Genomic DNA, 23,646 nt, shown 5'->3' on the forward strand with positions numbered 1-23,646 from the left:
GGCGCTCGGGGAGACCGGTGCGCCGGAGTGCGGTCAGTACGCTCCGGAGCTGCGCAACACCGCGCTGACCGTACGGAAGAGGATCGCGAGGTCCATCGCGAGCGACCAGTTCTCCACGTAGGTCAGGTCGAGCCGGATCGACTCCTCCCAGGACAGGTCGGAGCGGCCGGAGACCTGCCAGAGACCGGTCAGGCCGGGCTTGACCACCAGGCGGCGCAGCATGTCGGCCGGGTAGTCGGCGACCTCCCGGGCCAGTGGCGGGCGCGGGCCCACCAGCGACATGTCGCCCTTGACCACGTTGACCAGCTGCGGCAGCTCGTCGATGGAGAAGCGGCGCAGCCACTTGCCGACCGGGGTGACGCGCGGGTCCTCCCGCATCTTGAACAGCGCGCCGTCGGTGTCGTTGAGGTCGCCGAGCTCGAACAGCCGCGCCTCGGCGTCGACCTGCATGGTGCGGAACTTGTAGAGCATGAACGGCTTGCCGTCGCGCCCGACCCGTTCCTGCATGAAGAAGGCCGGGCCCCGGCCCCGTGGACCGAACCGGACCAGCAGCGCGACCACGGCGAGCATCGGCGACGCGAGCAGGAGCAGCATGATCGCGCCGACCCGGTCGAAGATCTCCTTGATCACGCGGGCGCTGCCCTTGAGCCGGGGGTGCTCGACGTGCAACATCGGCAGGCCGTCGACCGGCCGGATGGTGGTACGGTCGCCGGCCACGTCGACCAGGGTGCTGGCCACGATCAGGTCGATGTCGTCACGTTCCAGCTTCCAGGCCAGCCGCCGCACAGCGGGACCGTCGATCTCGGGGCAGGAGAGGACGATCACGGTGTCCGCGTCCGAGCGGGCCACCGCCGTGGCGACATCGTCGAAGGTGCCGTAGATCGGTGGCATGCCGGTGACGGCCCTGGTGCGGGGCGGGCCGGGCGGCAGGCAGGCGCCGATGACCCCGAGGCCGTGGTAACGCTCGCGGCTGAGCCGGCGGGTCATGTCGAGCACGGCGCGCTCGTGACCGACCAGCACGACGCGGTGCAGACGCCGCCCGCTGGCCCAGGCGCGGTGCAGCCGCTGGCGGTAGAAGAAGCGCGCTCCGAGGTCGACCAGGATCGCCAGCGGCATCATGATGCTGACGTAACCGCGCGCGAGACGCAGATCGAAAGCGAACGACACGATGGCGAGACCGGCGGTCAGCGCCAGTCCCGCACGGAACACCCGCGCATACTCCTCGGTGCCCACGAAGAGGTGACGGGGCTCATACGCCCGGTTGAACGCAAGGCAGGCGATCCAGGCGAGCGGAAGAATCAGGGTCAACAGAAGGTAGTCGCGCTGATGCGGTTGAACCCCCTCGGCGCCGAACCGGAGCAGCAGCGCCCACGACGCGGCAGTGAGACCGACCACGTAGTCGATGACGTAAAGGGACCAGGCATAGCGACTCTGCCACCCGGTACGAGCCTTGGTGGCCCGCGACCGGGCCTTGAGCTGCGCGGCTGTCGCCGCGAGATCGACGGTCTCGACTGATTCAATTGTTCGCACGCCAGGCCCCCATCGTCGGCTGCGACCGACTCATGATGATCCACATGTGAAGGTGTGCTCGGACACACCGACCAGAAACGCCCCTTGGCGGAAACCACCGAGACACACCAGACAGACTGTCAATGCGACCACGATCGCGCTACATCTTTCCGTTCGACAGGCATGGCGATTCGGAGGATGCGGGAGGGCGCGGGACGCGAGTGTCCAAGTTGGACCGTCGAGGCGCTCGGTCTATCGGTTGTCGTCAATCTGACGCAGAGATTCGACATAGTTACGACAAGCGTGGTAATCGGGCAGCAAACCTTTCGCGCCGGCCTCCGCGAGACCGGGAGCCACGGCATCCTTGCCGGACAGTACGGGGTCTGACACCGGCCAGGCAATCCCGAGTCCAGGATCGAGCGGGTGCAGTCCGTGTTCGTGTCCCGGCCGATAGGTGGAAGAGCACAAGTAGGCCACGGTGGCCCCCTCGGTCAGGGCGCAGAAACCGTGCCCCAGGCCCTCGGCCAGATAGACGGCCCGCCGGTCCTCATCGTCCAGCCGCACAGCCTCCCACGTACCGAAGGTGGGCGATCCGACGCGAAGGTCGACGATCACGTCGAGCACCGCGCCCGAAACACATGTCACGTATTTCGCCTGCCCCGGCGGCACGTCGGCAAAATGAATGCCGCGCACCACACCCCGCGCCGACGTCGACAGATTGGCCTGAGCCAGGTCGAGCCGATGCCCGACCGCCTCGGCCAGGGCGTCGAACCGGTACCACTCCAGGAAGCGGCCCCGATCGTCACCGTGCTGCACCGGGGTCACCTCGAAGGCGCCCTCGATACCCAGCGGGCGGATCTTCACCGCACACCGCCGTCCAGCAGACGCACCAGGTACTGGCCGTACCCGCTCTTCAGCAACGGCTGCGCCACCTCGCGCATCTCGTCGTCGGAGATGAAGCCGAGCCGCCAGGCCGCTTCCTCCACACAACCGATCTTCAAACCCTGCCGCTCCTCGATCACCCGGACGTACTCCGAGGCCTGGACCATGGACTGGAACGTGCCGGTGTCCAGCCACACCGTGCCACGGTCCAGGACCGTCACCTCGAGTCGCCCCTGGCGCAGATACTCCTCGTTCACCCCGGTGATCTCCAGCTCGCCGCGGGCGCTGGGCTCCAGGTTCTCGGCGATCTTCACCACGTCGGCATCATAGAAGTAGAGGCCGGGCACCACGTACGTCGACTTGGGATGCTCCGGCTTCTCCTCGATCGACAGCACTTTGCCCGATTCGTCGAACTCGACCACTCCGTACCGTTCCGGGTCCGCCACCGGATATGCGAACACCCGGCCCCCGGACAGGTCACCGAAGCGGGCCAGCTGCCGGCCGAGTCCGACGCCGTGGAAGATGTTGTCCCCCAGGATCAGCGCCACCGGCTCGTTCCCGATGAAGTCGGCGCCGATCCGGAACGCCTGAGCGATACCGTCCGGTTTGGGCTGAACCGCGTACCGCAGGTCGAGACCGAACCGGCTCCCGTCACCCAGCAGCCGCTCGAAGTGCGGCTGATCCTCCGGGGTGGTGATCACCAGGACTTCCCGGATACCCGCCGACACCAGGGTCGTCAACGGGTAGTAGATCATCGGCTTGTCGAAGATGGGCATGAGCTGTTTGGACATGGCCATGGTGATCGGCCAGAGCCTCGAACCGGTACCACCGGCGAGCAGAATTCCACGCACCGGCTGACCCTAAACAGTCGGCGCTTGCGTCTACACTCGCCACCCGTGCAGATTTTCGTAACCGGTGGTGCCGGCTTCATCGGATCGGCCTACGTCAGGGCCCTCTTGCAGGACGAGTACGCCGGTGCGACTGGTGCCTCGGTGACCGTTCTGGATCTGTTGTCCTATTCAGGTAATCGCGACAACCTCCCCGTGTCGGATCCCCGACTGCGATTCGTGCAGGGCGACATTTCCGATTCCGACCTGCTCCGGGAACTCCTTCCCGGACATGACGTGGTAGTGCATTTCGCCGCCGAATCACACGTGGACCGGTCCATTTCGGGCGCTATGCCGTTCGTCACAACGAATGTGCTCGGCACCCAGGTTCTCCTCGACGCGGCCCGGGCCGCCGGGGTGGGACGGTTCGTCCACGTCTCCACCGACGAGGTGTACGGCTCCATCGACTCCGGCTCCTGGACCGAGACGTGGCCCCTGGCGCCCAACTCGCCGTACGCCGCCTCGAAGGCCGGCAGCGACCTGATGGCCCTCGCCGCCCACCGCACCCACGGCATGGACGTCGTCGTCACCCGCTGCTCCAACAACTACGGGGACCACCAGTTCCCGGAGAAGGTCATCCCGCTGTTCGTGACCAACCTGCTCGACGGCAAACCGATCCCGCTCTACGGCGACGGCGGCAACGTCCGTGACTGGCTGCACGTCTCCGACCACTGCCGCGGCATCCAGCTAGTCCTGGAGAAGGGCCGGGCCGGTGAGGTCTACAACATCGGCGGCGGCACCGAGCTCACCAACCGCGAGCTCACCGAACGCCTCCTCGCCGCATGCGGCGCCGGCTGGGACATGGTCCGGCAGGTCCCCGACCGCAAGGGACACGATCGCCGCTACTCGCTGGACATCACCAAGATCGGGCAGGAGCTCGGGTACGAGCCGCAGGTCTCGCTCGACGAAGGCCTCGCCGCGACCGTCGCGTGGTACCGCGACAACCGCGCCTGGTGGGAGCCGCTCAAGTCCCGGGCCGGCCTCTGATGCCGTCATCCGCGACGTCCGCTCCGGTGTCGCCGGCCGGCCCCGCCGACGGGCGGCCCCTGCGATGGCTCATCACCGGTGCCGGCGGGATGCTCGGCCACGACCTGCGGAAGGTCTTGTCCGAACACGGCGAGACCGAGGTGGTCGCGGCCACCCGCGACGACCTCGACATCACCTCACCGTCACAGGTCCGTGACGCGGTGGCCGGCGCCGATATCGTTCTGAATGCCGCGGCCTGGACGAATGTGGACGGCGCCGAGGATGACGAGGAAGCGGCCACCGCGATCAACGGCCACGCCGTCGCACTCCTCGCCGCCGAAGCCGGCAAGCGCCTCGTCCACGTGTCCACCGACTACGTGTTCGACGGGGCCGCCACCTCGCCGTACCCGGAGGACACCCCGCACGCCCCGATCAACGCCTACGGGCGCGGCAAGGCGGTCGGCGAACGGGCCGTACTGGCCGCCGGCGGCTATGTGGTCCGGACCGCCTGGCTCTACGGCGAGCACGGCCCGAACTTCGTCCGCACCATGCTCCGGCTGGCCGCCGACCGCGACACCCTCGACGTCGTCGACGATCAGCTCGGTCAGCCCACCTGGTCGTACGCCCTGGCCCAGCTCCTGGTCGACCTGTCCCACGCGGCGCTCTCCGGTCGCGCTGCGCCCGGCGCGTACCACGGCACCGCGGCCGGCTCCACCAGCTGGTTCGGCCTGGCCCGCGCGGTTTTCATCGAGGCGGGACTCGACCCGGACCGGATCCGCCCGACCACGAGCGACCGCTTCCCGCGCCCGGCCCGGCGCCCGGCATACAGCATCCTGGGCCACGCCCGCTGGTCCGGGACCGGCGTCGCCCCGCTGCCCGAATGGCGCGGCATGCTGACCCGGGCCATGCCTCTGTTTCTTCCCTGACCCTCCTCCGGCCGGCTGCGGTCGTCGCGCGCCCCGCCCACGGATCCGACTTCCTGGAGGTCACCGCATGACCAGCGTCCCCAGCATCGACCCGCGCACCGGTGAGACGACCGGGATCGTGGCCGAGGAGACCACACCCGAGCAGGTGGACCGGATCTGTTCGGCCGCCCTCGCTGCCGCCGGTCCTCTCGAGGAACTCGGCCGTGCGGCGCGGGCATCGCTGCTCGACGACCTGGCTGGCGCTCTGGAGACGAACCGGGAACGGATCGTCGAGGTCGCCGACCGGGAGACCGCACTCGGCGCCGGCCGCCTCCATGGTGAACTGACCCGCACCTGCTACCAGCTGCGGCTCTTCGGTGAGGTGCTGCGTGACGGCGGCTACCTGGAGGCGACGATCGACCACGCCGGGGACACCCCGATGGGTCCGCGTCCCGACCTGCGCCGGATGCTCGTACCGATCGGCCCGGTAGCCGTCTTCGGGGCCAGCAACTTCCCGCTCGCCTTCTCGGTGCCCGGCGGCGACACCGCCTCCGCCCTGGCCGCCGGCAGCCCCGTCGTCCTCAAGGCACACCACTCGCACCCCGCGACGTCGCAGCTCTGCTACGAGATCATGGCCGGGGCGGCCCGGAGGTCCGGCGCCCCGGACGGCACCCTCGGCATCGTGCACGGCCTCGAGGCCGGAGCCGGCCTGGTCGCCCATCCGGCGATCCGCGCGGTCGGCTTCACCGGCTCGCCGGGTGGCGCCAAGGCGCTGCTCGCGATCATCGAGAAGCGACCGGAGCCGATCCCGTTCTACGGTGAGCTGAGCAGCCTCAACCCGGTCGTCGTCACGCCGGCGGCCGCCGCCGACCGCGGCGAGCGGATCGGCGCCGACTTCGCGGCCTCGTTCACCCTCGGCGCCGGCCAGTTCTGCACCAAGCCCGGACTGCTCCTCGTCCCCGCCGGACCCGACGGCGACCGGGTCGTCACCGCCGTCCAGGAGGCGATCTCCGGTCTCGAGCCGATGACGATGCTCAACGCCGGCATCGCCGCCGCCTACCAACAGGGCACGGACGCGCTGCGTGCCGCACTCACGGCCTCGCCCGCCGACGGCAGCCTCCCGTCCGGCGGCACGTCGCGGCCGGGCCGGGCGGCGCCGTACGTCTTCCTCGCGACCGCCGGCGACCTGCCGCCCGAGGCGACCGGGGAGTGCTTCGGCCCGGTCACCGTCATCGCCCGCTGGGCCGACGAGGCGGAGTTGTTCGCGGCCGTCGACGAGCTCCCGTCGTCGCTGACCGCGACCGTGCATCGCGGGCCGGGCGAGACCGTCCTGCCCGCCGAGCTCGCCCGCCGGTTCCGGCCGCACACCGGGCGACTCGTCTTCGACGGATATCCCACCGGCGTCGCCGTGTCGTGGGCCCAGCACCACGGCGGTCCCTGGCCGGCCACCAACTCCCAGCACACCTCGGTCGGCACCAGCGCGATCCGCCGTTTCCTCCGCCCGGTGACCTGGCAGAACGCCCCCGCCGACCTGCTGCCGCCGGAACTTCGTGACGAATACGACAGCCTTCCGCGCCGGGTCGACGGGGTGTTCCACCCGAAGATCTAGAGGTGGAACTGGACCAAGCGGCTCTGCTCGTCGCCGGCGGTGTCGGGTCCGGCCTGACCGGATCGATGGCCGGACTCGCCTCACTCGTCAGCTATCCGACCCTGCTGGCTGTCGGGCTTCCGCCGATCGCCGCCAACGTGACGAACTCGGTGGGGCTGCTCGCCAGCGGTGCCGGGTCCGCCGCCGGGTCCCGGCTGGAGCTTCGGGGGCAGGGCCGCCGGATCCTGCGGCAGAGCCTGTTCGCCCTGCTCGGCGGCACCACCGGCGCGATCCTGCTGTTGAACACCACGTCAGCGGTGTTCGAACGGGTCGTGCCGTTGCTGATCGCCCTGGCCGCCGGTGTCCTGCTGCTCCGCGATCAGCTCCGCGGCTGGTACACGAAGCCGAAAGCCCGGTTCGCGCAGCCACCGCTCGGTGCGGCGATCTTCCTCATCGGCATCTACGGCGGCTACTTCGGCGCCGCCGCGGGCGTTCTCATGCTGGCCGTGATGTCGATGTCGGTGGTGGAACCCCTCGCCGTGACCAACGCGGTGAAGAGCGTCGTCCTGGCCGCCTCCAACGGCGCGGCCGCGGTCCTCTACGCCGTGATCGCGCCCGTCCACTGGACGGCCGCCGCCCTGCTGGGCCTCGGGTGCCTCATCGGCAGCTGGATCGGTCCGTCCCTGGTCCGCCGCACCCCGGAGCGCCCGCTCCGGATCGTCATCGCTGTCGCCGCCCTCGGTCTGGCGGCCTACCTCTGGCGCGACGCCGTCACTTCCTGAACGTGGTGACGTCCGGGCGAGGCGCAACAGCTGTCACCAGTGTGACCATGGGTGGATGACGATCAGGGTCGCGATGTGGTCAGGTCCCCGCAACATCTCCACCGCGATGATGCGCAGCTTCGGCTCGCGAGCCGACACCGTCGTCTCCGACGAGCCGCTGTACGCCTGTTACCTGACCGCCACCGGACTCGACCATCCCGGCCGCGACGAGATCCTGGCGTCGCAGCCGCAGCGCTGGGAGGACGTCGCCGACGCGCTGACCGGGCCGATCCCCGGCGACCCGGCTGTCTTCTACCAGAAGCACATGACCCACCACCTGCTCCCCGGCATCGGCCGGGACTGGCTGGGCAAGCTCACCCACGCCTTCCTGATCCGGGACCCGGAGCACGTGGTGGCGTCGTACGCGAAGGTCCGCGGCGAACCCACCCTCGAAGACCTCGGCTATCCGCAGCAGGCCGAGATCTTCCGGACCTTCGGCGGGCCGGTCGTCGACTCGGCTGACGTGCTCCGCGACCCGGAGGGCATACTGCGGCGGCTGTGCGAGGGCCTCGGCATCGCCTTCGACCCGGCGATGCTCTCCTGGGTCGCCGGCCCGCGGCCGGAGGACGGCGTGTGGGCACCGTACTGGTACGCCTCGGTGCACGCCTCCGCCGGTTTCGGGCCCTACGACCCGTCCCCGGCCGACGTCCCGGACCGTCTCCGTCCACTGGTCGAGGCCGCCCGGCCGTACTACGACGAACTGGCCGCCCACCGCCTCACGGTCCAGGACTCCGTTCCCGCAGCGGCCGCCATGCCGGAGGCCGGGAGTGCCTCTAGCTCGGGGTACCGCCGGTCCGGTTGGCGACCGTCGTGACCAGGTCGCCGTTGTCGTCGTGCTTGGCGGTGCAGGTCAGAGCAACACTGCCGGGGACCGACGTGCCCATGCTCGTCATGGTGTATTTGCCGGAGCCGTTGACCTCGAAGCCGCCCTCGATGGCGAGGGGCTCCGCGACCTCGACACCGTTCAGGATGGTGACCACCATGCCACTGCCGGAGCTGTCCGCCCTCGCGTCGCGCGCGTTCATCTCGTCGAGGAACGCGGTCTCGCACGCGGTCCTGGCCTCCGCCGCGGTGGGGCCGGAGTCGCCGGCGAGCGCGAGGATGCCGGCGGCCGCGACCGCACCGAGTACGAGGACACCACCGGCGGCCCACGGCAGGACCTTCCGGATCCCGGACGGCGCGGCGTGCGACGGCGCTACGGGTGGGATCGCCGCGTAGGGCGACGGCCCACCCGCGCCGTAGGGGTTCGGCACCGCCTCCGGACGGGCGGGGTGGGGATGCGGCAAGGCCTGGGCGGCGGCCTGGACGTACTGGGCGTATTGCGCCTGCTGCGCCGCGTGGACGTCGTAGACGGGCTGCTCGGTGTACGCGGCTGTGTGCGGCTGGTTCGGCAACCCGTGAGTGGGCACGGCCTGCGGCGCATATGCCGGCGCCCCATGCGTGGCCGGCGCGGTCGCCGCACCCCCGTGCGTGGGCGGCGCGGTGCCCGCACCGTTGCCGTACTGCGAAGCGGCAAAGCCCGCCGGAGCAACGGCCGCCCCGCCGTACAAGGCACCGGCCGGAGCGACAGCCGTTCCGTCGTACTGAGAAGCGGAATAGCCTGCCGGGACCACCGCCCCGCCGCCGTTCTGGGAAGCCGAACAGGCCACCGGAACGACGGCCGTCCCGCCGTGCTCGGGAGCGACATGCGAAGTCGGCGTGGCGGGCGGCACGTTGTAGGCGCCCTGCGGGTAGGCCGCACCCGCGTGGACCGGGAGGGCCGACTCCGCGAAATCGTTGTGAGCCTGCGGAGAGAACGGCGGGGCGGTCTCGCCGGGTGGGTTGGCGGAGCCGTACTGCTCAAAGGGCATGGTCACGACGACTCCTCGTCAGATCGGGGCCGGCAGAGTTGTTGCCGGCCTCAATTTCGGTCGCCGGGTCCGCGATCTGAGTGGTCCCCGTACCGCCGCAAGGTTCAGACGTCGAGGAGGCGGGTGCCGTTGGCGGCGGCGTGCTCCTGATAGATCTTGGCGATCCGGCTGGTCAGCGGGCCCACCTCGCCCGAGCCGATGGTCCGGCCGTCGATCACGGTCACGGCGGCGATCTCGCCCATCGTGCCGGTGCAGAAGACCTCGTCGGAGGTGTACATCTCGGTCAGCGACACGTCGCGGACCACGGCCGGGATACCGTGCCGGGCGGCCAGGTCGAGGACCGTCTGCCGGGTGATGCCCTCCGGGCAGGCCGCCGTCGTCGGGGTGAGCAGGCCACCGCCGGCCACCGCGAACAGGTGGGTGGCGTTGGTCTCGGCGACGAATCCGCGCTGGTCGAGCATGAGGGCGTCGTCGGCGCCGGACGCGTTCGCCTCGATCTTCGCGAGGATCGAGTTGATCAGGTTGTTGTGGTGGATCTTCGGGTCGAGCACGTCCGGCGACGGGCGGCGGATGCTTGACGTCGCCAGGGTGAGCCCGGCGGTGTCGTAGACCGGCGGCTTGTGCTCGGCCAGCACGATCAGCGTCGGCCCGGACCGGTTGAGCCGCGGGTCCATGCCGCTGGTGACCTTGACACCACGGGTCAGGGTGAGCCGGATGTGCACGCCGTCGGTCATCTCGTTGGCCCGCAGCGTCGCCGTGATCGCGTCGATGATCGTGTCGTCGGAGGGGATGTCGGTGAACCCGAGAGCGAGCGCCGACCGTCGCAGCCGGGCCAGGTGCGGGACGAGCCCGAAGATCGCGCCACGGTACAGGCGGAGCCCCTCCCACACGGCGTCGCCACCCTGGACCACCGAGTCGAACGGGGAGAGTCCGGGCTGGTCACGGTGCAGCAGATTCCCGTTGACCCAGTAGAGGATGCCGGCGTTGCGCTCGTCGTACCGCTGAAGCATCGGCTCAGCATAGGCCGACCCGGACACGACAACGTGGTGACCTACGCCCGCATACGAGCCCCACCACACCGCAGCGGAGACGGGCGCGGGGCTCAGGCGCGGCCGCCGGGGATCGACACCTGGCGGCGGGCCAGGTCCTGCAGGATCTCGGTGGTGGCGGACGTGCCGAAACGTGTCACGCCGACGCCGGCCATCGCGATCATCGCGTCCAGGGTCCGTACCCCGCCGGAGGCCTTGACCTGCACCTTCGGGGAGACGGCCGAGCGCATCAGGGCGAGGTCGTCGATGGTGGCGCCCTTGGGCGCGAAGCCGGTGGAGGTCTTCACGAACGCCGCGCCGGCCCGCTCGGCGGCCCAGCAGGCGGCGAGCTTCTGCTCGTCGGTGAGGTACGCCGTCTCGAGGATGACCTTGACATGGGCGGCGCCGGCGGCCTTCACGATCAGGCCGATCTCGTGCTCGACGGCGGCGATGTCGCCGGAGCGCAGCCAGCCGATGTTGAGCACCATGTCGATCTCCTTGGCGCCCTGGTGCACGGCCAGTTCGGTTTCGGAGATCTTGACCGAGGTGGGGGTGTCGCCGTGCGGGAACCCGACGACGGTACCGACCATGACGTTGGTGCCGCGCAGCAGATCGACGGCGACGGTGACGTCGCACGGCCGGACGCAGACCGAGGCCACGTCGTACTTCCTGGCGACCGCGCAGCCCTCGCGCAGGTCTTCCAGGGTGAACTCGGGCCGGAGGATGGAGTGGTCGATCATCTTCGCGATCTGCGGCACGGTGAAGTTCATGGCATCGGACATTAGCTGTCTATACAGGTGGTTGTCTAGACAGTCTGATCGGGTCGGTAGGGTGTGCCTCATGTCCGGGGATCCCGATTTCTCGCCGCGCTACTTCCGCATCGAACAGGCGCTGCGCGCACAGATCGCCAAGTCCCGGCCGCACGATCCGCTGCCGTCCGAACCGGAGCTCGCCCGCGAGCACGGCGTCAGCCGGATGACCGCCCGCGCCGCGGTGACGCAGCTGGTCAACGACGGTCTGGTCTACCGGGCACCGGGCCGGGGCACGTTCGTCGCGGTACCCAGCGGGCCCCGCCGCGCCGACCATCTGATCCGGCTCAGCGAGGAGATCCGCAAGCAGGGCAAACGACCATGGGCCAAGGTGGTCGTCGCCGAACTGCGGCCGCCCACCGCGCTGGAGGCGACCCGCTTGCGGCTGCGCAAGGGCGACGTGTTCGCCATCCACCGGGTCCGGTTCGCCGACGACGAGCCGATCGCCTTCGAACGCGCCATCTATCCGGGCACGGTCGGTGACCTGCTGGCCGCAGATCTGTCCCGCTCGGTGCACGAGGCGCTGGTCGCGCTCGGGCACACCCCGGTCCACGGCACGTCCACCATCCGCGCCGAGCCGGCCACCGGTGAGGACGCCCGCGAACTCGGTGTCCCCGCCGGATCGGCGCTGCTGATCGAGGAACGGCTCATCCTCGACCAGCACGAACGGCCGCTGGAACTGAGCGAGTCCCGCTATGCCGGCGACCGCTACCGGCTAGACGTGGCGTTCGGCGTCGAGCCGCTCGTTCAGTAGGTGCAGCGGGGCCGCCCCCACTCCCGCCGCGTCGAGCGCGTCCCAGTAAGCGGCCGCGTGCTCCGGTGTCACCGGGCCGAGCACCGGCGGCAACCCCGGAACAGCGGCGTGCAGCAGTGACTCCAGCCGGCACGACGCCATCGACCCCGGCAGCTGATGCCGCAGGTCAGGCAGCCCTTCAGCCACCTCGTGCCGGGTCTGGCCACAGGCCAGCAGACCACCCCCGGCGATCAGCACATCGCCGCGGTCCCGCATCCGCGCCAGGGCGCGGCCGGTGTCGAAACAGTGCGGGAACGAGTCGTCGACGAGGATCGTGCCCGGCTTCAGGCGGTCGACGTCGAGTGTGCGCGGACCGCTGCTGGTGGCCGCGATGATCACGTCCGCGCGGTAGACGGCGTCCGGCTCGGTCGCCACCTCGGCCGGTACATCGAGTGTCGCGGCCAGCCGCGTCAGCCGGGCGGCCGCGGCGGGGAGATCGCACAGGATCAGTTCGGCCGGAGCCGCACCGCGGGCCAGCAGCAGGCTCAGCGACGAGGTGCCGATCGACCCCATGCCGAGCACCGCCACGACGCAACCGGCCGGATCGCGGTCCCGGGCGGCCAGGGCCGCCAGAACGGTGCGGACCACGGCGGCAGCGGTCACCGCATGACCGCTGGTCAGGGTGGCATCGGTTCTGATGTACGGGAGAACGGCCGTCCCGTAGCCGGTGCCGGCCGGGATCATGCCGGCCAGCGAGACGGTCCGGGCCCCGTGCCCGTGGGCCAGGTCGACCGCCGCCGCGGCGTGTTCAGCCAGGTCCGCGGCGCCCAGCTCGTCGGCGAACCGGGGCAGCGCGACGAACCCGGACCGGCCCAGCCAGGTTTCGGTGATCTCCAGCAGGCGTGGGCGGCCGTCCGGGAAGACCAGCCCGCGGACCGTCTCGCGGTCCAGCCCGGGCAGCATCCGCCGGATCTCCTCGGGCAGTCCGGTCCACTGCTCCGGCGCCGGCAGATAGCCGACCAGGGCCGCGTCCAGCGAGGTTCCCGCGGCTCGTCCCGCGGGTCCGGGCGACTCCTCGCGGGACGGCTTGCTCAGCCGCTCGAGATCGCCGGCGAGGGACGTGGCCAGGCGCTGCAGGTACGCCGCCGAATGGCGGGAACGCAAGGTCAGCCGGAGACCGCCGTCCACCGGACGGACCGCCAGCAGCACCTCCGTGCCCGGCGGAACGGCCAGCTCGGCGTCCGTGTCGTCCCAGGTCATCTCCAGCGTCTCGCCTCGCAGCGGTCCGAGCGCGCCGAAGTCCAGGTAGGTGAAGAAGTGCTGCCAGCCCCGCGGTGCCGTGAACGTCCGGGCACGGGCGTCCACCACGGCCGCGGCCACCTCGGCGACCCCGGCACCGGCACCGGGCCGGACGGCGACCGCCGTGGCACACGGCCCGAAGATTCGCCCCAGGTCGGGCAGCGCGTGATCACGGCCGGTCACTGCGACACCGATCACCGGGTCGGAACGGCCGGAGACCGCGGCGATCGCCCGGTGGTATGCCGTGAGCACCGGCACGAACGGCGTCACCCCGGCCGCGGCAGCCTGTTCCCGCAAGGCCGCCACCACCTCCGCACCGACCGTGAAACCGGCTGTCGTCACCTCTCCGCCCGCGGTCAACGGCCCGCCGTCGTGCGGCGCCACCTCGGGCGTCATCGATTCCAGCAACGCCACGTAGTCACGGAACGAGGCACGGACCGGTTCCGGCTCGGCCCCGTCATAGACGGCGAGCAGCTCCCGCATCAGCAGCGCCACGCTGTAGCCGTCGCCCACCAGATGATGCGCGTGGATCAGCAGGACATGCTCGTCCGGCGCGTACCGGAGCAGCCGCAGCCGCACCAGCGGCCAGGTCGCCGGATCGAACCGGTGTTCCCGCTCCCCGGCCAGTTCCTCGTCCAGGGGCCGGGGCGACGGCTCGTACCCGATGCTCATGGTCGTCGGCGGCAGCTCCCGCTGCACCGGCGGGCGCACGCCGGCTGGGAAGACCGTACGCAGCATGGGATGCCGTCCGGCAAGTACGTCCACCGCCCGCTGGAAACGCGGAAGGTCGAGCGGCCCGTGCAGGCGCGGCGCGGCGAGCCAGGTGGACGGCGTTCCGACCGCGTCGGCCAGCAGGAAACCACGCTGGGTGAGGGTGACCGGGAAGTCACCGCCGGAGGACCTCCCCGTGGCCGGCTCGGTCACGGCCGCGTCGATCACGGCGGCGAGCTCGGCGATCGTACGGTGCCGGTAGAGAACCGTGGGTCTCGGCAACGTGGCCCGGTGCTCGCCCAGAGTCGCGAACAGTTCCAGCACGCCGATCGAGTCCCCGCCGAGCGCGAAGAAGTCGTCGTCCCGCCGGACCTCCGGCACCCGCAGCTGTCGCGACCAGAGTTCGGCGAGCAGGCGCTCGGTCGGGGTGGCCGGTTCGCCGCCGCCCCGCAACGATGCCCGGTCGATCTTCCCGGTGACGGTCAGCGGCAGGTCCCCGGCGATCGTGATCCGGCTCGGCACCAGATGGTCCGGCAGCAGCGCCGACAGATGGGCCCGCAGCGTGGCGGAGTCCACCGACGACGACTGCACGCGGGCCACCAGCCGGCCGTCCTCGACCGCCACGACGGCCCGCTCGACACCCGGGTGCTGCCGCAGCACCGCCTCGACCTCGCCCGGCTCGATCCGGTACCCGTGCAGTTTCACCTGGTCGTCCGCACGCCCGCGGAACCACAGCAGCCCGTCGGCGTCGCGTACGCCCTGATCGCCGCTGCGGTACCAGCGCCGCCCGTCACGTTCCACGAACGCCGCGGCTGTCTGCTCCGGGTCGTCCAGATAGCCGTCGGCCAGGCCGGTGCCACCGATCCAGATCTCACCGGTGTCCCCGTCGGCGCACGGACGCCCGCCCGGTCCGGCGACCTCGACGACCACGCCGCCGACCGGCCGCCCGATCGGCAGCCGGGTCACATCGTCGGCGGGCCGCTCGGTGATCTCGTGCCAGGTCGCGTTGATCGTCGTCTCGGTCGGCCCGTACAGGTTGGTGATCCGCTGTCCCGGCCCGAACAGGTCGAACCATCGCCGCACGTGCGCCGGGGACAGTTCCTCGCCGCCGACGTGCACCAGGCGCAGCGTCAGGTCCGGCCGGTTCTTCTCCGCCGCGGTCAGCAGCCGTTCCCAGAGCGTCGGCACCGAGCTCCAGACGGTCACCCGGTCCCGTACCAGCCGTTCGAGCAGCAGTTCCGGGTCTCGAACCGTGTCCCGGTCCCAGGCGACCACGGTCGCACCGGCGAGCAGGGGGGCCAGCAGCTGGCGTACCGAGGCGTCGAAACAGATCGACGCGGTCTGCGCCAGCCGGTCGCCCTCCCGGTAGCCGAACGCGGAGATCGCCCAGTCCAGGTAGCCGGTCATCGCCCGATGGCTCACCGGGACACCCTTGGGCCGCCCGGTCGAGCCCGACGTGAAGATGACGTACGCCGTGCCGTCGCTCTCCACCGGCGGGACCGGCACCGGGTCCGGGCCGTCCGCGGACGTCTCCACCAGGTCGAACCCGCGCCCGGCGAGCCCGGCCGCGGCGTCCCTAGTCCCCTCGTCGCAGACGACCACCGAGACTCCGGCCCGGACGAGCAGCCCGGCCAGCCGGGCCGGTGGATGTGCCGCGTCCATCGGTACCCAGGCCGCCCCGCCCTTCAGAACGGCGACCAGACCGATCACGGTGTCCGCTCCGGGGCTGGTCAGCAGTCCGATCCGGCCCGACCGGCCGGCCGCGAGCCGCCGTGCGAGCCGATCGGAGGCGAGATCCAGCTCACGGTAGGTGAGCGGCACGCCGTCGGTGAGGACCGCGATCCCGGAGGGCGTACGCCGGCACTGCTCCCGGATCCGTCCGGCCACCGTAGTGGCGGGCGGCGAGTTCCCGGCCAGCGCCGTGATCTCCGCCAGGTGCTCGGCGGCGAACCGCTCGACGGTCTCCGGCCGGAACAGCGCCTCCGGATAGTTCCAGGAGAAGTGCAGCGTGCCGTGCGCCTCGAAGCAGACCAGGCCGAGCCGGGTCGCCGCCGTCGCCGTACCCGCGGTCGTGGCGAGCACATTCGCCGCGGTCCGCCCGGCACCGGGGAACCGCGCGAAGCTGAAACTCGCCGGACTGGCCGTGCGCGGGCCCGCCTCGCCGGCCGCCAGCATGCGCGCCAGGTCCACGGTGGACACCGAGCCGTGCCGCTCGGCCGTCAGCCACAGCTCCCGCAGCCGGCCGGCCAGCGCCACGGCGGACTCCCCCGGCCGCGTCCCGGCCAGCAGCGGAAGCGTGTCGGCGAACGGGCCGACCATCCGCTCCACCCCCGGCAGCCGCGCGGTCCGCCCGGCCCGGGCCACCGACACCGGTACCTCGTCCTGGCCGGTCCAGCGCGCGAGACACCGTACATATCCGGCCAGAAGGAGATGGAAGAGCGACACCCCGGCGGTCCTCGCCGTCGCGGTCAGCCGCTCGCTGACCCCGCTGTCCAACACCCTCTGATGTACGGAGTACGGGCCCCTTGGCTCACCATCCCCGGCGCTGTCCCTGTCTCCGTCATACGGCAGCCGCAGCCGTGGATACCCGGCGAGAGCCGCTCGCCAGTGATCGACATCGGTCGCCGCCGGTCCGGTCCGTACGCCCTCGTGCTCTTCGAAGGTCCGATCCGGAGCCGCATCGAGCGTGGCACCGTCGTAGAGCGCCCACAGTTCGTCCCCGAGGATCGCGAGGCTGTACCCGTCCGCGGCCGCATGGTGCGCCACCACGATCAGATGCGCGGGTTGCTCTCCCGCCACGACGAGCACCGCCCGGACGGGCCCCTCCCGTTCCAGGTCGAACACCCGGTTCCGCAGCTCGCCGTCCAGGTCTTCCACCCGCCGGCCGTACCCCACATCTGTTGCCGGCGCCCCGGAACCCGCCTCAGGTCCGGTCGGCGAGCCGGGCCGTCGGACGACGGTGAACCAGTCGGGATGGCCGGCGGACGGCGGCAGGATGTACTGGCCGTCCGTTCCGAGGCGCATACGCAGCATCGGGTGCCGTCGTTCCAGTTCGGCGAAGGCGGCGCCCAGCCGTTGTGCGTCCACCGGGCCGGCGAGCGTCTGCCGCACGTAGGCGTAGGCCGGCACCTCCGGATAGAGCCGCCCGGTCGTCACGAACGCCCGCTGGACCGGGCTGAGCGGGAACACGGAGCGCTCCGGTCCCGCCAGATGCCCGGCCAGCTCACCGATGGTCCGATGCTCGAAGAACAGGGTCGTCGAGAGTGTCCGGCCGAGCCGCCGCTCCAGTTCCTTGACCAGGTCGACGGCGGTCAGGGAGTCGAGTCCCAGCGCCAGGAACGGCTCGTGGACCCCGATCGAGCCGGCCTCCCGCTCCAGCGGACCGGCCAGCAGTTCGCGGACCACGGCGACGAGCGCGTCCCGGCCCGTGCCGTACGCCGGTGAGCCGGTGAGCCCCGGCGTGGCGACGCCGGACGGCACCCGAACTCGGTCGGACGCCACCCCAACCCGGTCGGACGGCACCCGGACCGGGTCGGACGGCCGGTCGATCGGATCCCGCGGCGCGTCCGCGTCGGCGGCCGGCGCGGTGACCAGGACCTGGGCGACGCCGAGAGCCGCGGCCGCCCACAGTGTCCCGGGGACCATCTCCAGTGGCATCGAACCGCCGGTCGGCGGCGACAGGGTGTGGGCCGCGGCGAGGCCACCGCCGGTGAGGGCGGGCAGGTTGACCGCCACGAACGGGCGGCCCGCGGCACGCTCGGCGGCCGCGAAAGAGTCCAGGAACAGATTGCCGGCCACGTAGTCACCGACCGCACCGGCCAGGCCCGGCAGCACCGACGAGACCGACGACAGCGCCACCACCAGCGGTCGCCGGTCGCCGAGCGCGCGGGTGAGCAGTATCGTCCCGCGGACCTTGGCGGCCAGTCCGGCGGTCACCTCCGGAGCCGTCCGGGCGCGGAGGCTGCCGGGGCTCACCGTACCGGCGGCCTGGATCACCACGTCGAACTCGCGACCGGCCACCAGCGCGGCCACGTCCTCGGCGACGGTCACGTCCGCCACCCGGTACTCGGCGGTGGCACCGAGACGGCGCAGCTCGTCGAGGAGCTCGGCCGGCTCGGCGGACCGGCCGGCGAGCAGCAGGCGGGGCCGGCCACGGCGGGCCAGGTCGCGGGCGATCCCGGCGCCGGCCGCACCGGCGCCACCGACGATCAGGTAGCTGCCGTCCCGCGGTGGGACCAGCGGGGCACCGGCCTCCACCGGCAGGAACGCGCGGGTCAGCCGCCGGCCGCCGCGCCAGGCGACGATCTCCGCGGGGCTGGGTTGCGGCGGGGTGGCTGACTCTCGTCCGATCGCGGCGCGACGGGCCTCGTCCGGGTCGGCGGAGCAGAGGTCGACGATTCGTACGCCGGCCCGGGGGTTCTCGTCGGCGAAGGCCATCGCCAGGCCGGCCCAGACGGCATGCGCGGGGTCCGGCTGATCCGGACCGGTCGCGTACAGGTCTCGGGTGATCACCAGCAGCGGTCCGCCGGAGGGCGCCGACGTGATCGCCGCGAGCGCTTCGGCGGCATCTGCAGACCCGGCGACCAGCACCGTCACGGCCGCCGACGCGGGGCCGGAGGCGGCGAGCGGCGTCTCCGTCCACACCGGGCGGGAGAGGACCGGCGCGAGCAGGCGGGAGACAGGCGGCGTGGATGGGGCGACGAGGGCCGGCGCGGGCAGGTCGCTGATCCAGTACCGGCGGCGCTGGAACGGGTAGGTGGGCAGCGGGACCCGGCGGGTTCCGGCGTCGAGACGAGTGCGGTCGAGCGGCATTCCGCGCAGCCACAGCGCACCGGCCGTGGACAGCAGCGCGACGGCGTCCCGGCCGGCGTGGAGGACGGGCGTACCCCGTACCGGAGAAGAAAGGGTGACCGAACCGCCGACCTCTACCATCGTGTCGAACCCGGCCGCGCGCAGCCGTTCGACGGCCGCCGCGAACCGGACCGGGCGCACCGCGTGCGCCGCCAGATAGTCACCGTCGAAAGCCGGTTCCCACTCCCCCGTGACGGTGCTGACCTGCGGAATCACTCCCGGCCGCGCGGGTGGCGCCGAACGCGCGAGGGCCGCGGCGACCGACGCCATGGCCGGTGAATGGAACGCGTGCGAGACCGCAAGCCGGCGGCTGACCACCCCGCGGCCGGCAAGCAGTCCGGCGACCGCCTCGATCTCCGTGTGCGAACCCGCAAGCACCACCCGGTGGGCGGCGTTCTCCGCCGCGACGACCACACCGCTATCGGTGCCGGCCGGGCGATCCGCACCGCTTGCGGCGGTCGGTGTGACGCCGTGCGCCGCGAGGATCCCGATCACGTCGGCTGCGGACGCGGCCACCGCGAGCATGGCACCCGGCGCGGCGAGGGCCGCGGTGAGGCGACCCCGTTCGGCGGCCAGCAGGACCGCCTCCACCGCGGTGAGGCGACCGGCGGTCACGGCAGCGGCGAACTCACCGACACTGTGGCCGGCGACGGCCTCCGCCCGGACGCCCCAGGCGGCCAGCTGCGCGGCCTGCGCCACCCCGAACGCGACCACCAGCGGCTGCGTCACCTCGGTGCGGGCCAGATCGGACACCGGGACGTCCGGGTCGGTGCACCACGCGGCCAGGGTACGTCCGGCGATCGGCCCGGCCGCCGCCGAGACCTCGTCGAGAACGGCACGGAACACCGGGGCGGTGGCGTACAGCTCCGCCCCTTGCCCGGGCCGCTGGCTCCCCTGCCCGCCGAACAGGAACGCCACCCGGGCGGGCCGGCCGAGCGGCGGACCGATCTTCGCGCCGGCGAGCCTCTCCGGCAGATCAGAACCGGTCAAGAGCGCGATGCGGTACGGGCCGTCGTCCCGCGCGGCGGCAACCGTGGCACACACGTCCGCCATCCGGAGTCCGGGATGTGCCCGCAGGTGGGCCGCCAGGTCCGTAGCCGCCGCCCGGAGCGCTTCCGCCGATCGCGCCGACAGGGTCAGCAGATGCGGCCGCCCGTCGTCCCCCGCGCCCCCGGCCTTCACAGCGGACGCGGCCTTCGCAGTCGACGCGGCCTTCGTGGCTGACGCGGCGGCCGGGGCGGCGGACGCTGCTGGAGTCGTCGGAGTGTCGGAGGCGACCGGAGCGGCTGCCAGAATCACGTGGGCGTTGGTGCCGCCGAAGCCGAACCCGTTGACCCCGGCGACCAGCGGCCCGGTCCACGGCCGTCGCCCGGCCGGCACCTCGAAGCCGGCGGCGGCCAGGTCGAACCGCGGTGACGGACGGTCGTGGTGCAGCGACGGCGGCACCTCGCGGTGCTGCAGCGCCAGGATGACCTTCACCAGCGCGGGCAGTCCGGCCACGTTCAGGAGGTGACCGATGTTCGTCTTCACCGAACCGAGCAGGCGCGCACGGCCGTCGCGGAGCGGCGGGAACACGTAGGCCAGTGACCGCGCCTCGATCGGGTCACCGACCGCGGTCCCGGTACCGTGAGCCTCCACATAGGTGACGTCCGCCGGGTCGACGCCGCTGTTGCGGTAGGCATCAGCGATCACCTCGCACTGGAGCAGCGGGTTCGGGGCCATCAGGCTGAGCGACCGGCCGTCGTTGTTGACCGCGGTGCCACGGACCACGGCCAGCACCTGCTCGTCACCGGCATCGGCGAGCCGCGTCAGGACGAGAGCGGCTCCGCCCTCCCCCGGTACGAATCCGTCGGCGTCCGCAGCGAACGCCCGGGACCGGCCGGTCGGCGACAGCGCCTGCGCCGCGCGGAGAAGCGACTCGCCGGTCCCGGTCAGGTTCAGGTTTACCCCACCGACGACGGCGACATCACAGTCCCCGGCGGCCAGGCTGAGACGTGCCAGATGCAGTGCCACCAGCGCGGACGAGCAGGCGGTGTCGACCGCGATCGCCGGACCACGCAGATCCAGCAGATGGGCCACCCGCGCCGCGATCAGATTCCGCAGGCCGCCGGTCAGCACATGCGCCCCGGATCCGGCCTCGCCACCGGCCTGGGCGACCAGTTCCGGATAGGCGCTCTCCCCCACAGCCGCGAACACGCCGACGCGTCGGCCCTTACGGCGCGGACCGGCGTAACCGGCTCTTTCGAGCGCCTCGTGTGCGAGTTCCAGGAAGATCCGGGCGTGCGGGTCGAGGAGGCGCGCCTCAACCTCACCGATCCCGAAGTATCCGGCGTCGAAGGAGGCCGGATCGGCGAGGAAGGCCCCGTACCCGCCGCCGGCCCATCGGGTGACCGCCGTGACGCTGTCCCGCCCGGCCACCAGGTTGTCCCAGAACTCCTCCGGACTGTCCGCATCCGGGAACCGGCAAGCCATCCCGATCACGGCGAGCTCACCGGCCCCCGGACCACTGCTCACCACAGGCCGCAATCCCGCAACACCGACCGCCGGCCCGAGCTCCGCCGGCGATCCGGCATCCACTGCCGGCCCCGCGTGTGCCACCGGCATCCCGTGCGCGGCCGCCCACGGTCGCTCGCGCTCAACAACAGCGGCTGCTTCCATCTCCTCGCCGGGTGGGGCGTGATCGACAGCGCCGGGCATTGCGCCGGGCCTGGCGATCCCGACGGCGAGCAGCCGGTCGGCGAGATCGGGAAAGGTCGCGCCATCCCGCAGCATCGCCGGATCGAGCGTACGGCCGAACGCGTCCTCCAACTCCGCCAGCACCTCCATCGCCTTGAGCGAGGAGCCACCGATAGCCATGAACCGGTCGTCCGGTCCGACGGTCTCCGCCGGTACGTCCAGAACCCGCGCCCAGATCTCCCGGATCACCCGCTCGACCTCGTCCCGGCTCAGCGGCACACCCCGCGACGACACCGAACCGGCCACGGCCACCCCCGGCTGGCCCGCACCGCTGCCTCCCGCGCCCTGAGACAACGGTGAACGCCAGCCGGGAAAATCCGGCTGGACACTGCCGCTGTCTCCAGCGGCGGCGAGTGGGTGGGTGGTGAGGCGGTCGCGGAGGGGCTGGCGGCGGAGTTTTCCGCTGGTCGTCCGGGAGAAGGCGCCGGTGGGGACCACCTCGGCGCGGACGTCGTCGTGGCCGAGGGCTTCGGCCACGCGGGACCGGACCAGTTCGGGCAGGGCGGCCGGGTCGCTGCGGACGGCGGGGGCGGCGATGAAGACGGCGACGCGTTCGCGGCCGTCGACGGGGTCGGTGGCGCCGACCACGGCTATCGGGCCGGGGGCCAGCCCGGGAGTCGCGGCGGCCACCTCCTCCAGGTCGGCGGCGTGGAAGTTGCGGCCGTTGACGAAGAGGACGTCCTTGTACCGGCCGGTGACGCAGAGACGGCCGGCGCGGAGGAAGCCGATGTCCCCGGTTCGCAGCCAGTCGGCGTCGAGGGCGTCGGCGGTGGCGGCCGGGTCACGGTGGTACCCGCGGGTGACGTTCGGGCCGCGCACCTGGAGGTGGCCGACGAGGCCGTCCTCCAGCACCGCGCCGGACTCGTCGACGATGCGCAGCTCGCAACCGGGCACCGGATATCCGACGTCCATGAACTGGACCACGGACGCGTCGGGTGCAGAGATGCCGGGAACCGGCGGGCGGGCGGGCGGAGGAGCAGGCAGGACCCCGGGCGAGAGGTCGGGGGCGGCGGGCGGAGCGGGCGGGACGGGGAGGGCCACGCCGCGGGAGAGGGCGGCCCGGCTCAGGCGCAGCGGGACGGCGGGCTCGCCGAGAGGGGGGCAGGCCACCGCGACGGTGGCCTCCGCCAGGCCGTAGACGGGCTGCATGGCCCCGGGTGCCAGGCCGGAGCGGCGCAGACGGGTCTCGAAGGTGTGCCAGACGGACGGGGAGATGGGTTCGGCGCCGACCATCAGCAGCCGGACGGTGCTCAGATCGAGCGTGTCCAGGACGTCGTCGGGGACCCGGCGGTTGACCAGGGCCAGGGCGAAGTTGGCGGCGGACAGGACGGTGGCCCGGTGCCGGGTGGCGGTTCGCAGCCAGGTGCCGGGGCGTTTGGCGAACGCCAGCGGGCTGATCCGGACCTGGCGGCACCGGCTGTAGAGCGGCGCCAGGTGGGTGCCGATCAGGCCCATGTCGTGGAAGTACGGCATCCAGGTGACGACGACGTCGGCGGGGGTCAGGGCTCCGGTACGGGTGGCCTGTTCCAGGTTGGCGACGACGTTGGCGTGGGTCAGTTCGACACCTTTGGGGGTGCCGGTGCTGCCGGACGAGAACTGCAGGAATGCGAGGTCGTCCGGACGTACCGGATGAGGGTTTTGCAGGGGGAACGCGGACCGGAGGTCGCGGGGGGACAGCAGGGTGCCGCCGGGCGCCGCGATGTCGCCGGCGGTGGGTGGCCCGCCGAGGTGGTGATGGACCGCGGCGAGGCGGTGTGCCTCGGGCGGGAGGGGCACCGGTACGACACCGGCCGCGACCGCACCCCAGAAGAGGCCGAGGAAGTCGGCGCTGTCGTCGGCGACGATCAGCAGCGGATCGCCGGGGCGGAGTCCGGCCTCGCGGAGGCCACCGCCGATGCGCAGCGCGTCGGCGAGCAGTTCGGCGTGGCCGGTGAACCGGTCGGCCGTGCCGACGTGCACCACGCCCTGACCCGGTGCCATGGTCGCGGCCCTGGTCAGCACATCGGTCAGCGTCATGATCATGACCCTATCGACGCCCGCAAGCCTCAGTTCGGCCGCCGGATGTCCGATC

At 72.0% G+C, this 23,646-nt stretch carries 13 protein-coding genes; 6 read left to right on the plus strand and 7 right to left on the minus strand.

Features of this window, described 5'->3' with window-relative positions:
* Positions 1-33 precede the first annotated feature (33 nt).
* The 3 genes from AB0G04_RS06680 to rfbA all read right to left on the minus strand — a co-directional run bounded on the left by AB0G04_RS06680 (position 34) and on the right by rfbA (position 3,242).
* Positions 34-1,530: a sugar transferase gene (locus AB0G04_RS06680; protein ID WP_360977534.1), complete on the minus strand. Its 1,497-nt coding sequence runs from the start codon at positions 1,528-1,530 to the stop codon at positions 34-36.
* A gap of 231 nt (positions 1,531-1,761) precedes the next feature.
* A complete protein-coding gene (locus AB0G04_RS06685; protein WP_360977537.1) occupies positions 1,762-2,373 on the minus strand; it encodes a dTDP-4-dehydrorhamnose 3,5-epimerase family protein in 612 nt (203 codons plus the stop codon).
* Complete coding sequence (rfbA, locus tag AB0G04_RS06690) at positions 2,370-3,242, minus strand: glucose-1-phosphate thymidylyltransferase RfbA (RefSeq protein WP_360977540.1); 873 nt, start codon at positions 3,240-3,242, stop codon at positions 2,370-2,372. The genes AB0G04_RS06685 and rfbA overlap by 4 nt, the downstream gene beginning before the upstream one ends.
* A 45-nt stretch (positions 3,243-3,287) precedes the next feature.
* Here rfbA and rfbB point away from each other — a divergent pair, with 45 nt between their 5' ends.
* From rfbB to AB0G04_RS06715, 5 genes are all read left to right on the plus strand, one after another.
* Positions 3,288-4,265, plus strand: coding sequence for a dTDP-glucose 4,6-dehydratase (rfbB, locus tag AB0G04_RS06695; RefSeq protein WP_360977543.1), 978 nt, complete (start codon positions 3,288-3,290; stop codon positions 4,263-4,265).
* 59 nt (positions 4,266-4,324) lie between these two features.
* Complete coding sequence (rfbD, locus tag AB0G04_RS06700; RefSeq protein WP_360977892.1) at positions 4,325-5,170, plus strand: dTDP-4-dehydrorhamnose reductase; 846 nt, start codon at positions 4,325-4,327, stop codon at positions 5,168-5,170.
* A 67-nt stretch (positions 5,171-5,237) separates the two neighbouring features.
* Complete coding sequence (locus AB0G04_RS06705) at positions 5,238-6,758, plus strand: aldehyde dehydrogenase (NADP(+)) (protein ID WP_360977546.1); 1,521 nt, start codon at positions 5,238-5,240, stop codon at positions 6,756-6,758.
* Positions 6,759-6,760: 2 nt separating this feature from the next.
* Entirely contained in the window at positions 6,761-7,519 is a 759-nt protein-coding gene (locus AB0G04_RS06710; RefSeq protein ID WP_360977550.1) for a sulfite exporter TauE/SafE family protein, read from the plus strand.
* A gap of 55 nt (positions 7,520-7,574) precedes the next feature.
* A complete protein-coding gene (locus tag AB0G04_RS06715; protein ID WP_360977553.1) occupies positions 7,575-8,372 on the plus strand; it encodes an HAD family hydrolase in 798 nt (265 codons plus the stop codon).
* On the opposite strand, the gene AB0G04_RS06720 is transcribed toward AB0G04_RS06715, so the two are convergent.
* The 3 genes from AB0G04_RS06720 to deoC form a co-directional block, all read right to left on the minus strand.
* The gene (locus tag AB0G04_RS06720; protein WP_360977556.1) at positions 8,332-9,414 is read right to left on the minus strand and encodes a hypothetical protein; all 1,083 of its coding nucleotides are present in this window, start codon (positions 9,412-9,414) and stop codon (positions 8,332-8,334) included. The two genes, AB0G04_RS06715 and AB0G04_RS06720, sit on opposite strands and share 41 nt — an antisense overlap.
* 98 nt (positions 9,415-9,512) lie before the next feature.
* On the minus strand, positions 9,513-10,418 hold the full coding sequence (locus AB0G04_RS06725; protein WP_360977559.1) for an aminotransferase class IV: 906 nt from the start codon (positions 10,416-10,418) through the stop codon (positions 9,513-9,515).
* A 92-nt stretch (positions 10,419-10,510) separates the two neighbouring features.
* The gene (deoC, locus tag AB0G04_RS06730; RefSeq protein WP_360977562.1) at positions 10,511-11,218 is read right to left on the minus strand and encodes a deoxyribose-phosphate aldolase; all 708 of its coding nucleotides are present in this window, start codon (positions 11,216-11,218) and stop codon (positions 10,511-10,513) included.
* A gap of 58 nt (positions 11,219-11,276) precedes the next feature.
* On the opposite strand from deoC, the gene AB0G04_RS06735 reads away from it, so the two are divergent.
* Positions 11,277-11,999, plus strand: a complete 723-nt coding sequence (locus tag AB0G04_RS06735; protein ID WP_360977565.1) for a GntR family transcriptional regulator — start codon at positions 11,277-11,279, stop codon at positions 11,997-11,999.
* On the opposite strand, the gene AB0G04_RS06740 is transcribed toward AB0G04_RS06735, so the two are convergent.
* Positions 11,961-23,591 carry an amino acid adenylation domain-containing protein gene (locus AB0G04_RS06740; protein ID WP_360977568.1) on the minus strand — a complete coding sequence of 3,877 codons (11,631 nt, stop codon included), beginning with the start codon at positions 23,589-23,591 and terminating at the stop codon, positions 11,961-11,963. The two genes, AB0G04_RS06735 and AB0G04_RS06740, sit on opposite strands and share 39 nt — an antisense overlap.
* Positions 23,592-23,646 lie beyond the last annotated feature (55 nt).

The organism is Actinoplanes sp. NPDC023801 (assembly GCF_040639655.1).
Taxonomy (GTDB): domain Bacteria; phylum Actinomycetota; class Actinomycetes; order Mycobacteriales; family Micromonosporaceae; genus Actinoplanes.